The organism is Cohnella rhizosphaerae (assembly GCF_029525575.1).
Taxonomy (GTDB): Bacteria; Bacillota; Bacilli; order Paenibacillales; family Paenibacillaceae; genus Cohnella; species Cohnella rhizosphaerae.
Map to the genome: position 1 here is coordinate 520,344 of NZ_JAPDIA010000009.1, position 12,242 is coordinate 532,585.

General features: G+C 61.2%; 10 protein-coding genes and 1 pseudogene. 8 read left to right on the forward strand and 3 right to left on the reverse strand.

Features of this window, described 5'->3' with window-relative positions; translation table 11 throughout:
- The first annotated feature begins 143 nt into the window (after positions 1-143).
- The 4 genes from OMP40_RS36590 to OMP40_RS36605 all read left to right on the forward strand — a co-directional run bounded on the left by OMP40_RS36590 (position 144) and on the right by OMP40_RS36605 (position 4,059).
- A complete protein-coding gene (locus tag OMP40_RS36590; protein ID WP_277538915.1) occupies positions 144-806 on the forward strand; it encodes a response regulator transcription factor in 663 nt (220 codons plus the stop codon).
- Between the two features lie 110 nt (positions 807-916).
- Complete coding sequence (locus tag OMP40_RS36595; RefSeq protein ID WP_277538917.1) at positions 917-1,678, forward strand: hypothetical protein; 762 nt, start codon at positions 917-919, stop codon at positions 1,676-1,678.
- Positions 1,596-3,923: an ATP-binding protein gene (locus tag OMP40_RS36600; RefSeq protein ID WP_277538919.1), complete on the forward strand. Its 2,328-nt coding sequence runs from the start codon at positions 1,596-1,598 to the stop codon at positions 3,921-3,923. Before OMP40_RS36595 ends, OMP40_RS36600 begins: the two co-directional genes overlap by 83 nt.
- Positions 3,924-3,927: 4 nt before the next feature.
- Positions 3,928-4,059: a hypothetical protein gene (locus OMP40_RS36605; RefSeq protein WP_277538920.1), complete on the forward strand. Its 132-nt coding sequence runs from the start codon at positions 3,928-3,930 to the stop codon at positions 4,057-4,059.
- A gap of 246 nt (positions 4,060-4,305) precedes the next feature.
- Here the strand turns inward: OMP40_RS36605 and OMP40_RS36610 are convergent, their stop codons facing one another.
- From OMP40_RS36610 to OMP40_RS36620, 3 genes are all read right to left on the reverse strand, one after another.
- Entirely contained in the window at positions 4,306-5,253 is a 948-nt protein-coding gene (locus OMP40_RS36610; protein ID WP_277538922.1) for a transposase, read from the reverse strand.
- Positions 5,254-5,583: 330 nt separating this feature from the next.
- Complete coding sequence (locus OMP40_RS36615) at positions 5,584-6,213, reverse strand: hypothetical protein (RefSeq protein ID WP_277538924.1); 630 nt, start codon at positions 6,211-6,213, stop codon at positions 5,584-5,586.
- 105 nt (positions 6,214-6,318) lie between these two features.
- Positions 6,319-6,654, reverse strand: coding sequence for a L,D-transpeptidase (locus tag OMP40_RS36620; protein ID WP_277538927.1), 336 nt, complete (start codon positions 6,652-6,654; stop codon positions 6,319-6,321).
- Positions 6,655-6,778: 124 nt separating this feature from the next.
- Between OMP40_RS36620 and OMP40_RS36625 the strand changes: the two genes are divergently transcribed.
- From OMP40_RS36625 to OMP40_RS36640, 4 genes and pseudogenes are all read left to right on the forward strand, one after another.
- Entirely contained in the window at positions 6,779-8,566 is a 1,788-nt protein-coding gene (locus OMP40_RS36625) for a sensor histidine kinase (RefSeq protein ID WP_277538930.1), read from the forward strand.
- A 17-nt stretch (positions 8,567-8,583) separates the two neighbouring features.
- On the forward strand, positions 8,584-9,735 hold the full coding sequence (locus OMP40_RS36630; RefSeq protein WP_277538931.1) for a response regulator transcription factor: 1,152 nt from the start codon (positions 8,584-8,586) through the stop codon (positions 9,733-9,735).
- A gap of 131 nt (positions 9,736-9,866) precedes the next feature.
- Positions 9,867-11,210 carry an ABC transporter substrate-binding protein gene (locus tag OMP40_RS36635; protein ID WP_277538933.1) on the forward strand — a complete coding sequence of 448 codons (1,344 nt, stop codon included), beginning with the start codon at positions 9,867-9,869 and terminating at the stop codon, positions 11,208-11,210.
- Between the two features lie 79 nt (positions 11,211-11,289).
- Positions 11,290-12,178 (forward strand): annotated as a pseudogene (locus OMP40_RS36640) (carbohydrate ABC transporter permease).
- Positions 12,179-12,242 lie beyond the last annotated feature (64 nt).

Sequence of the window (12,242 nt, forward strand, 5' to 3'; positions counted from 1 at the left end):
GACATGGACCATTCGGCCTATGACGCGATTGCGACGGTCATGTAACGGTCACTGCTTTGTCCGCGGCTCTGTTCGCTCGCCGGGGCGTCTGCTAGAATCAGGGGAGAAACGGGGAGCGTACCCGGAGAACGGGGGCATACATCATGGTCCGAATCGTCATCGCAGACGATCAGCGGCTGATGCGCGAGGGCCTGCAGACAATCCTGCAGCTGGAGGACGACATGGAGGTCGTCAGCACGGCGGAGAACGGCAGAGAGGCCTACGAAGCGGTGGGCATCCATCGGCCGCATATCGTGTTGATGGACATCAAGATGCCGAACATGGACGGCATCGAGTCGATGAAGCTGATCAAGCGGGATTATCCCAAGACGATCGTGCTGATCCTCACGACGTTCGCGGAGGACAAATATATCGTAAGCGCGATGGCCGGCGGCGCGGACGGCTTCCTGCTCAAGGACATCGCCGCCGAACGCGTCGTCCAGACCGTACGGGAGGCGATGCAGGGCGAACTCATGCTGCCCCCCGCGATTGCGGCCAAGCTTGCGTCGAGGCTGACGGCGAACGATTCGTACGACTTCGACGAAGCCAAGCTGCAGGGGATGGGACTCTACTTTACGGAGCGCGAGCGCAAAATTATCCTGCTGTTGATCGAAGGCTATTCGAACAAGCAGATCGCGGTCACGCTATTTATGAGCGAAGGCACGGTGCGGAATTACGTCAGCGTCATCTACGGCAAGATCGGCACCAACGACCGGCGCGCCGCAGTCGGGATCATGAAGGAGCTGCTGCTGAGTGACTACCGCTGAACGAAGACTTCCCTTTTCGTTGAAGGCCGCGCTGCTGCTCGCGTTTATGCTGGTTTCTTTGTTCCTGCCGCTTTTTTTTTAAAGGCTCCCATGCCGAGTCGGAAGGCTCCGTGCTTGCGTCGTACCGGGACAATTGGGAGGTGCGTTGGGGAGACGGAGACGTCGCCGGAACGGAGGGCTGGCAGCCTCTGGACGCGGCGGCGCTGTCGCGCTTCGCGCAGTACAAAGGCGTCGTCTGGTTGAGAAAGGACATGCCTAAACTGCTCACGAACGATCCCCACGTGATGCTGCTGTACGGTCGTTCGTTCGAAGCGTACGAGAACGGGCGTCTCCTGCTTAGCTACAATATGCTTCAACCGGACCCGTACGTGAACCACTATATCCCTGCGCGCATCGTCAAACTGTCGCAGGGCGACCAACCGCGAACGCTGGCCTTCAAGCTTTTGTGGAACCGGAATTCCCTGCCGAAGGACTGGAACGTCGTAGGCGACCGCCGCATGCTGGATCGGCTCATCGTGCAAAACGATTTTTTGCCGGCCGTCTTCAGCGTGCTGCTGACGACCGCGTCGGCCGTTTCCCTGCTCGTTTTTCTTCGCCGGCGTTCGGAGACGTTATACGCCTGGTTTGCTCTTATTACCGGCTGCGCAGGCATCGGTTTCTTCTCGATGCTGATGTCCTTGCGGTTCTTTTTTGGATCTGCCAGTCGTGCACTTTCAGTATTTCAGGGATTTGCTCATTCCGATCGGCGTGCTAGGCTTCGTCTGCTTTTACGGGAGGGCGCTGCGCGGCTTGTACGTCCGGCTGTACAGGGTGCAGGCAGTCTGCGCGTTGCTCTATACGATGTTCGCGGCCTGCTTGTCTTTCATAGATAGCCATCTTTACGAAAAGGCGATCTTCGAATGGTCCCCGCTGCTCATGATTCCGGTGTTCGCCGCGATGAGCTACTCGCTGATCCGCAGCAGGCACATGCTGGCGCTAAAGGACGTCGAAGAGTTCCGCTGGCTGACGTTCGGTTTCGTCTCGCTCACGGTTGGCATGTCGTTCTACCTCTTTTCGGCAAACGCGTTTCGTTTTTTCGGAACCAGCTTGGAGCGTGCGCTGCCGATATGGTTGTATTATGCGCTTACGTTCGCCCTCGAGATCGGCTTGCTGCTTTTCGTCGGCTGTCTGCTGATGGTCGTGCTCGGGCGTTTCTCGGGCGTATATCGGGATCTGCAGCGCAACGCCGCCGAGCTGGAGACGGCGAACCGGGAGCTGGAGACGCTATCCCGTCTGAAAGACGACTTTTTAAGTCATACCTCCCATGAACTGCGTACGCCGCTTCACGGCATTGCAGGGCTGGCGGACGCACTCCTGGACGGCGCGGCGGGACCTGTCGGGCAGGAGATGGAGCGCAATCTGCGACTTGTCCGGGGCAGCGCAGACCGGCTGCTGCACCTGGTGAACGACATCCTCGATATGGACCGGCTGAGGCATGGCGACATGAAGCTTAAGTTAACTTCGGTCGACGCGCTTGGCGCATGCGAAACGGTTGCCGCGGCGCTCGCTCCGCTGGCCAGGCGAAAAGGGCTCGAGTTGACGGTGGAGCGTCCGGACGAACGAGGCAGAGGCGACAAGCTGACAGTCAGCGCCGATTCGGGCCGGCTGGAGCAGATTCTGTACAATTTGATCGGCAACGCCATTCGCTATACCGAGTCGGGCTATGTCCGGGTGAAAGCCGCCCGCGAAGGGGATCGCGTTCGGATCGTCGTGGCGGACAGCGGACCGGGCATTCCGGAGGATCGGGCCGCCCAATTGTTCGAGCCGTTCGCCACCGCTTCGTCCGACTATGGCGGAGGCATGGGGCTCGGCCTGCCCATTACCAACCGCATGGTTCGCTTGCACGGCGGCGAGCTGACGATCGATTCCGTTGTTGGCGAAGGTACGACGCTGTCTTTCGCGCTGCCGGCCGTCGGCGCCGAAGCGGCGGAGACGAAGGACGAAGGTTCGGGCTACGGCTCGCCCGGCAAAATGGGAGAATACGCGGCGTACGGCACTATCGGCCTGCCGGTGCTGCCCGCACACCTGGAGACATACGGTGCAGCATCCATTCAGGAAACGCTCGATGACCGATCGCGCGAAGCCGGCAACGAGAAACGGCGGCCGCTCATTCTGGTCGCCGACGACGAACCGGTCAATCTTGAGGTGTTGCGGCATTATTTGCGGCGGAGCGGCTACCGTCTGCTCGAGGCCGCGAACGGTACGGAAGCTGCTTCGCTTCTTGCGCACGGCGAGAAGCCCGATCTGCTCCTGTTGGACGCCATGATGCCGGGGAAGACCGGGTACGAAGTATGCCGAATCGCGCGCGAACGGTGGTCCGCGAGCGAGCTGCCGATCATTCTGCTGTCCGCGCAAAATCGGCTGGACCGGCTGATGCTTGGCTTCGACTCGGGCGCGAACGACTATTTGACCAAGCCGTTCACCCAGGGCGAACTGCTGGCGAGAGTGGATATCCAGCTCAAGCTCGCTCAGTTTCACCATTCGCTCGAGGAACTGGTTCGCACGCGGACGGAGGAGCTGGTTGCGGCGAACCGTCATCTCGCAGGTTCGGTCCGAGAGACGGCAGAGGCATTGGCGGAAGTATCCGTGCTGGAGGAGCGCAATCGGATCGCGCACGATATGCACGATCTGGTCGGACACTCGCTGACGGCTGCCATCGTGCAGATCGAAGCGGCCAAAAAACTGGCGGATCGCGACCTGCCGAGATCCGTCGAGCGGATGAACGCCGCGGGCGAGATGATCCGCAAAGGCTTGAACGATGTCAGACGGACGGTTCGGATGCTGAAGGACGACGAGGCCGGCTTCGACCTGCCCGTTGCGCTGCAAGAGCTGATCCGTGAGAGCGCGGGACAGGCGGACGTCCTTTTCGAATATCAACCCGAACCGCTGCCGAAAATGGGCGGACTGGCGCAAAAAAGTCATCTATCACGCTTTGATGGAGGGAATTACAAACGGCCTGCGCCATGGACGCTGCACGCGGTTCCGCTTCGAGCTCGCCGAGGAAAAAGGCTGGTTGCGCTTCGAACTTGTCAGCAACGGAGAGCCTTACGGGGCTTCAAAGCCAGGCTTTGGCCTTAGCGCCATGATGGAACGCGTCCATCTGCTGAGCGGCACCGTCACTATAGGCGAAGCTGCGCAGGGGATCGGCTGCAGGCTGCGCATCATGCTTCCGCTCGAGGATAGCGACGATCGGCTGCCGGAGCTGCCGGCCTAACAATATGCTTGAGCGCAGGGTGGCGCTGAGCTTTCGCGGGCGTAACGCCTGTGTTTTTTCCGTTTTAACAATATCCCCTTGCGTCAGGAGGGGTTCAATCGAAAAGGGCGTCGGCAGCTACCCGACTTCGTGCCGGCAGCAGTCCGGCGTTATCAGCTTAAAGTAGATGGCCGCACGACACGCATTCAAATCATAGCATCTAATGAAACGGACAATCCGCCGGGAAAAACGGACGTGCAATGCCGCTTAAACCGCGCATCGGCCGCCGCGCTCGGGTCGCCTGTATGCCCATGGAATCGGACGGATCCTGGAACTTAAGCCAACCAGCCTTCGGTACGTAATCGTCTTCGTCGCGCCGCAGCAGGCGATGAGCTCGGCCAGCATGTCTGTGCGGACGAGAAGGCGGCGGAAGCAAAATTCGTTCAGATACGCCTGCAAATGCTTCGGGCCGATCCCGCCGAACGTCCAATTGAGCCAGCGCACGGCTTCCCGCCAGGCGATATGCAGCGCGGATCGACCCTGGTGTCCGCGCTCCAGCCTTTCTGCGCGATCGCCGGCTGCCTGGCCGGCGACATGCTTCTCCACGAAAAGCGCCACCGCCTCCTCGCCGCCCGCGCCTCCGCGCATTGCCGCATCGTCGCCATCCGGCCCGTCGACGGCTTTCATTTTAAGATGAACAAAATCGCCTGCGGCATCGAGCGCAGCCCCGACGACGACCGGTTGCGGCTTCAACGCTTGCTGCATCAGGACGCTGCCGAGGTAGCGATGATACTCGTAGCCGTAATACTCGTCGAGCAGCTGCAGATCGCCTTCGAGCGGCCGTTCGCGATCCCTGACGCCGATGGCATGACGGAGCTTGTGGTTGATCAGCCAAGCCGTCTTGTACGTCACCTCGATCAACTCGGACAGCAGCCGGGCGCTGATGCCAAGCTGCATCAGAAACATCGCCTGGAACCACTTCGTCAACGGCGTACGCGAGCCCTCGAGCACGGTGCCGGCCGTCAGGGAAGCCTGATGCGTGCAAGAACGGCACTCGAAAAGCGTGCGCGCACGCGACGACACCTCGTAATAGTGCGGGTGGCCGCAACGGGGACAGCGAAAGCCGTCCGGCCATTTGGCGGCGAAAAGCGCATGCTCGCAGTCGGTCGTGCTGAAGGCGGGCATGGCGTCCCGAATGGAAAAACGGCTTGGCATCGCAAGACCTCCGAATCGAACGTTTGTTCTTATTTTAACAGGATCTGGAGCGCCTTGCAATAAAAAATTGGAAAGAAGTGGTCGGGGGCGGGTGGAGGAGCGCAGGTAAACTGACGGCAAAGAATTATTGATGCAACGCGTATAATGCGCATCGATAGCTTGATCGGAGGCTGAGGCGAACCTCTCGGGACGCAAGTTCCTGACGGAAGGGGATATTGTTAAAACGGGAGAGAGGTACATGTATAGGAGGGCGTATGTATAAAAATGGAAATTAAAAACGATTAGGCGGGCGATCCGCTTGAACCATCCCGCCTTCGTACCATTCAAAATCTATCCTTGCGGCATTGCGGATAAAGAATCGTTTTGCGATGAGCCCGCGCGCGCCTGCGACGAAGCATCCGAATCGGTGCCGGAGCCTTCGGCGATGTTGGAATCCGTAATTTCGTAGGAGCCTGCCGGCTCGCCCGACACATTGCCTCCGACGACGCCCGGGATAGAGCCGTGGAGAATGACCGGACGACTGAGCTCCGCCCGGAGCTCCTCCAGCTGTCCCAGCTCTCGCCTAAGGCGCTGCAGTTCGGATTCTCGCTGTCTGATCTGGTGTACGATGCCCTTAATGCGGTCTTCAAGCTCGCGGATATCCTCGGATTCGACGATTGCGGCCTCGAGGTCGCAGCCGAACTGATCGGCCGCCCACAGATCCGCAGCGATGCGCCCTTCCGCCAAATAGCGTTCCTTGTACAGCTCGAATATCGCGTTAATGGCTCGGCGGCTGTCCCATCCGAGGATCCGCACGCCGCTCTTGGCATGCTCGGCCGCCATCGCCAAGTGGAATTCCTTCAGCGGTCCCCGCGCGGCCTCCGCTTTGTCGAGCAGCGCCGCAAAAGCGGGATAGATCAATCTGAACAATTCGGCCGCTTCCTGAAGATCGAGCGCTTCCGTGCCGGCAGCTTCCGTCATGTCATCCCAACCTTTATACTCGAATGCTTCCTATCCTACCAAAGAACGGGCTCGGATTCGAGTTTCTCAGGAAAAGTTAATCTGCAAAGGGCTGCCGGCCGGAAATTACGGGCGGATCGTCACCCGCGTTCCGATCGGTACGATACGCGATAACGCTACGACGTCTTCATTGTACATTCGGATGCAGCCGTGAGATACGTAATGGCCGATCGATGCGGGATCGTTCGTGCCGTGAATGCCGTAATGCGGAGCGGACAGTCCCATCCAGAACGCGCCGAACGGGCCGCCGGGATGCGCTTGCTTGTTGATGATGCGGAACTCGCCGGTCGGCGTCTGCGTCACCATTCGGCCGATGCCGACGGGGTAGCCGTTCACGACCGTATCGTCCTGCAGCAGATAAAGCATGCGGTCGGACAAATCGACGATGATGCGATAAGCCATGCGGATCCCTCCCTTTCTAATGGCCAGCTTATGCGCAAAAAAAGGACTGCGTTCGCTTATTGCGCGCCGGTCATGCATCCGCTAAGCTTGGCATCAGGACGTATGAGGAGAGAAGGAGCGCATCATGCTGAAACGAACAAGCCTGCGCATGCGGCTGACCGTGCTGATGATCTGCCTGACAGCGCTGCCGGTCGTCACGGTCACTTGGCTGGCGGCGGGCAATACGCGGAGCTCGGTCGAAAAAGAAATCGTTCGCGCCGACACGTCGCGCATGCTGTGGGCGGATCAGTATATGAACGAGCTGATCGAGCAGATCGACATCCTCTTTTATACGCTGCAGATCGATCAGGAGCTGATGCGGGGACTTGGGAACATAGACAATCCCGATCCGGTCGTCCAATATCAGACGCAAGAGCTTCTTCGCGACAAGCTGACTTCGGCGTTTCATGCCAATTCGCGCAAGGTGGACGATTTGACGCTATATATGCAGGCTTATCGGAAAGCGTTTACCGTCAACTATACGACCAGCGGACTGATTCGTACTTTCGACATCGCCGCCAATGAACCTTGGTCGCGAATCTCCCGCGGGCCGGTCAATATGTACTTCAAGCAGACGCCGGACGGCACTTACGCCTACCATGGGATCAACCGGTTCGAGGACCGCGCCTTGATCGGCGGGATCTCCGTCCGCATCGACAGGGAGGTGTGGCAGGAGGTCGGCCGGATTCTGCGGTCGGAACCGGACAGCCTGGTTTACGTGCTGAACGACGAAGGAGAGCTGCTGTCCGGTTCCTCGGAGCTGCCCGACGACGCCCGGCTGACCGAGCTGCTCCGCGGTCCGGCGCCGGCGTTCGCAGACATGGAGTTCGAGCGGACGGACCGCTATTTCGTTTTTCAGAAAAGAATCGGGGACGGACAGCTTGCGGTAATCAAGGCGGTGCCCCTCTCGTCGGTCAGCCGCAGCGCACGGCCGACGATCGAGGCAGGCATTTGGACCGGCGCGCTGTTCGCCGCGGCTTCCGCGCTGCTGTCGGTCCTCGTCTCGCTTGGCATTAGCCGCCCGATCGTCCGGCTTGCCCGGACGATGCGCACGACGCCGGTCCAAGGCTTCGAGTCGACGTCCGTCATCAGCCGCGACGAGATCGGCCTGCTCGAACGCGGCTACAACTCGATGATGGAAAGAATCAGACAGCTGATCGAGGACGAGTACGAGCGGGAGATCGAGGTGAAGGACGCGCAGCTGCTGGCGCTACAGGCGCAGATCAATCCCCACTTCCTGAACAATACGCTCCATATGATCGGCGGCATGGCGCTCAAGAAGAAGGCGCCCGAGATTTATGAGGTGACGCGGGTCATCGGAGATCTGCTGCGCTACGCGATCGGATCGGAGGATCGGACCGTGCCGATCGCAGACGAGCTGACCCACACCCGCAATTACTTGTTCATCCAGGAACGGCGGTTCGCGGGCCGCTGCACGATCGAGCTGGACGCGGACCCGGCGGCGCTCGAAGGGCGGTTGCCGAAGTTCACGCTGCAGCCGATCGTCGAGAACGCCTTCGAGCATGGGCTGCAGCGCAAGCCCGGCAGTTGGCGGCTTGCGATTCGGATCCGGCGCATAGGCGGAAGGATCGTCATGCTCGTGCTGGACGAGGGCGCAGGGATGCAGGCGGACGAATTGAGCCGCATCAGGGCGGAGCTGCGTTCCGCCGGCGGCGCGAGGCGCCTGGGCGCAAGCGGCGAGGGGGGCGGCGCAGCATGCCGCGCCTGCGGCCGAGCCGAAGCGAGGACGCGGCATCGGGCTTCGCAACGTCGACGCGCGGCTGAAGCTGCAATTCGGCGGGCGCTACGGCATTCGCGTCTGGAGCGGAGCGGGGCAGGGAACGCTGGTAGCGATCGTCGTGCCGGCGGTTAGCGAAGGAGGTTATGGAAATGACATATAACGTGCTGATCGTCGACGACGAGCCGTGGTCCCGCGAGATCGTGAAGGGTCTCGCGGATTGGGAAGGGCTGGGACTGGCGGTCGCCGGCGAAGCCGAGGACGGAGAAGAAGGGATGCGGCGCATGCGGGAGCTCGCGCCGCATATCGTCGTGACCGACATGCGGATGCCGGGCCTGTCCGGGAAAGAGCTGCTCAACGAGCTTGGGGCGCGCTTCCCGGCGGCCAAGATCGTCGTCATGAGCGGCTACGACGACTTCGCGTATTTGAAGCAGGCGATCCGCTCCAAAGCGGTGGACTACTTGCTGAAGCCGCTCGATCCGGCCGAATTGAACGCAGCGCTGGCGTCCTGCGTCCGGGAGCTGGAGGCGGCGGCAGCGCCAAGTCCCGCGTTTGCCGCCGCGCCAAGCGTCGCGCCGGCGGAGCCCGCGACGGGAAGCGACGCGATCGCAGCCGTCTGGCCGCTTCCGACCGCGTTTGCCGATTCGGCCGTGCTGGAGCGCTACGCCTTGGAAAAGCGCAGGATCTACGCCAGCCTGCAGGAGCTCGACCGGGCGGGGATCGCGGAGGCGTATGCCGCGCTCGGCAGGTACCTCGCGCGGGCGTTGTCGCCCGACGAGCTTAAGGGGCTGCCGGCCCGCCTGGCGCAGGACGCGCTGGCGATGCTGGAGCCGTTCGCGTCCGGGCAAGGGATCGATATCGTCCCGATCTGGCGCGGCATCGAGGAGCGGATCGGTCCGGGCGCCTCGCCCGAGGAGGCGGCCATGGCGCTGGCGGAGCGGCTTGGAGAAGCCGCGGAGGCGGCTGCGAAGGCGATTCGCGGCCGTTCCCGGCTCGACCTGGACGAGATTCGCGCCTATATCGACGCGCATTTTGCCGAGGAGCTGACGCTGGAGTCGCTGTCGCATCGCTACTTCGTCAGCAAGGAGCACCTCAGCCGCGCCTTCAAGGCGCATGTCGGCACCGGCATCACCGACTACGTGACCATGCGGCGCATGGTCTATGCGGAGGCGCTGCTGCGCGAGGGCAAGGTGTCGATCAAGCAGGCGGCGAAGCTTGCCGGCTACGAGGACCTGGCTTATTTTTACCGCGTGTTCAAGAGACGCTTCGGCATCTCCCCCGGCGAGCTGAGGGGCGGAGAGTAGCGGCAAATGCGCCGGCCGCCCGCGCCTTATATCAATATCGTCCAATCCGAGACGCTAATTTTCTCGAATGTTTCCGCTTACAAATCTCTCTATACTGAGCTTGCAGTCATTCGATAGAGGGGGTACCACAGATGAAAAAAGCGCTTTACGCCGCGTCCTCGATGACGCTCGCGGCCGCCATGCTCGCCGGCTGCGGCGGCAACGGCAACGATAATGCTTCTCCGTCGGCCGCGCCGTCCGGCTCGGCGTCCGCATCCGCACCCGACACTCAGGCTTCGCCGTCCGCGTCCGCGCAGGAGCCGGCCCGCAAGGTCGAACTCAAGGTGTTCATGAGCCTGCCTCGCTTCAAGGACCAGTTCGACAAGTACTTCGAGCAGTTTAAAGCGAAGGAGCTAGCGGAAAAGAACGTCGACGTTACCATCAAGCTCGAGATGCCGAACTCCGACCAGGCCGGGCAAATTCTCAAGACCCGCCTTTCTTCCAACGATGCGCCCGATCTGTTCACGCTGCATGCGATCGCGGATATCCCGACTTTTTACAAAGCCGGATACCTGAGCGATCTGTCCGACCAGCAGTTCGTGCCGAAGGTGTACGAGAGCGTGCGCAAGACGGTGACGTACGACGGCAAGGTGGTCGCGCTGCCGCTCGAAAGTTTGTCGTGGGGCTACCTCTACAACAAAAAAATGTTCGCCGATCTCGGCATCGCGCCGCCGCAGACGCTGGATGAAATGAAGGCAGCCGTGGAGAAAATCAAGACGACGAAAGCGGCGCCGTTCGAGCTGAGCTTCCAGGAGTCGTGGATTCCGCAGCTCATGATGGCGCTGTCGCTTGGCGGCGTCGTGACCTCGGCGCATCCGGACTGGATCGAGAAGATGAACAAAGGCGAGGCTTCCTATGCGGACGTGCAGGACGTATTCAACATCATCGACCTGATCATGGCGAACGGGACGGCCAAGCCGTTCGAGGTCGGCAGCGCAGCCGGCTCGACGGACTTCGCGAACGGCAAGGCCGCGATGTGGGTCATGGGCCCGTGGCAGGCCGAGACGATCCTGAAGGCGAATCCCGATATGGAATTCGGCGTCGCGCCGCTGCCGGTGAGCAACGATCCGGCCGGCACGATGATCAACCTCGCCACGTCAACGTCGCTCGCCGTGTCGCCGACGAGCCAGAACAAGGACGTCGCGCTCGACCTGCTGAACTACATGCTCGACGACAATGATTCCTCCGCCCTGTTCGAAGAACTGAAGTTCAACCCTGTCGCGGAGATGCATAAGTACGATACGTTCCCGTGGATCACCGAGGCGAGCTCGTACGTCGCCCAGGGCAAAGCTTACCTCGACCTGTCGCTGCCGAACGGCGTGACCGACGAAACGGCAAAGCTGCTGCAGAGCTACTACGCTAAGAGCGTGACCAAGGAACAGATCATCAAGACGCTCGACCGCACGTGGGCGAACGCCGTCAAGAACAGCAAGTGATCCCTTCCGGCTCCGTCTCGCGGTCTCGTCCGCGGCGCGGGGCCGGATCGGCTTCGCAGGCGAAGGAGGGATCTACGACATGCTCGACAGGCTCAAACTCAAACGGCACGGCATCTTGCTCGCGTTCGTGCTGCCGGCGCTGGCGTTCTACGCGACGTTCCTGCTCGCGCCGGCGTTCGGCGGCATCTGGTACAGCCTGACCGACTGGAACGGCCTGAACCCGCGCTACGCGTTCGTCGGGCTGGACAATTACGCCGAGGCGCTGACGGAGGACCCGTCGTTCGGCCATGCCGTTTTTTTTTACGCTCAAATACGTGCTCTTCATGGTCGTGCTGCAAAACGCGCTGGCCATTCTGGTCGCCGTGCTGATCGAATCGCGCGCCAGGTCCAAAGCTCTTTTCCGCACGATCTTCTTCATGCCCAATATGCTCAGCATGATCATCGGCGGCTTCATGTGGATGTTCGTGTTCACCCGCGTGCTGCCCGATCTGGCGGTCCGGACCGGGCTGAGCTTCCTCGACCGCTCCTGGATCGGCGATCCGTCTTTTTCCTTTTACGCGATTCTGATCGTCTCGCTGTGGGGCGGCGTCGGTTATCTGATGGTCATCTACATCGCCGCGCTCCAAGGCGTGCCGTCCTCGCTCAAGGAGGCGGCGTCCATCGATGGGGCCGGCATCTGGCAGACCTTCCGGTACATCACGCTGCCGATGATCTACCCTGCGCTTACGATCGGCCTTTTCTTAACGCTGAACTCCTCGTTCAAGGTGTTCGACGCGGTCTTCGCGCTGACGGGCGGCGGCCCGGGGCGGGAGACACAGGTCATCGCGCTCAATATCTTCGAGGAGGCGTTCGGCTTCAGCAACCGGTACGGCTACGCCAGCGCGAAGGCGATGATCCTGTTCCTCATCGTGCTCGTCATCACGATCGTCCAGCTGCGGCTGATGAAGCGGCGGGAGGTGGAAGCATGAGCGCGCTTGACGATGTAACAGGGATGGTCGGACAAGAGGCTGCCGGCGCTGCCGCCCGAGCGGA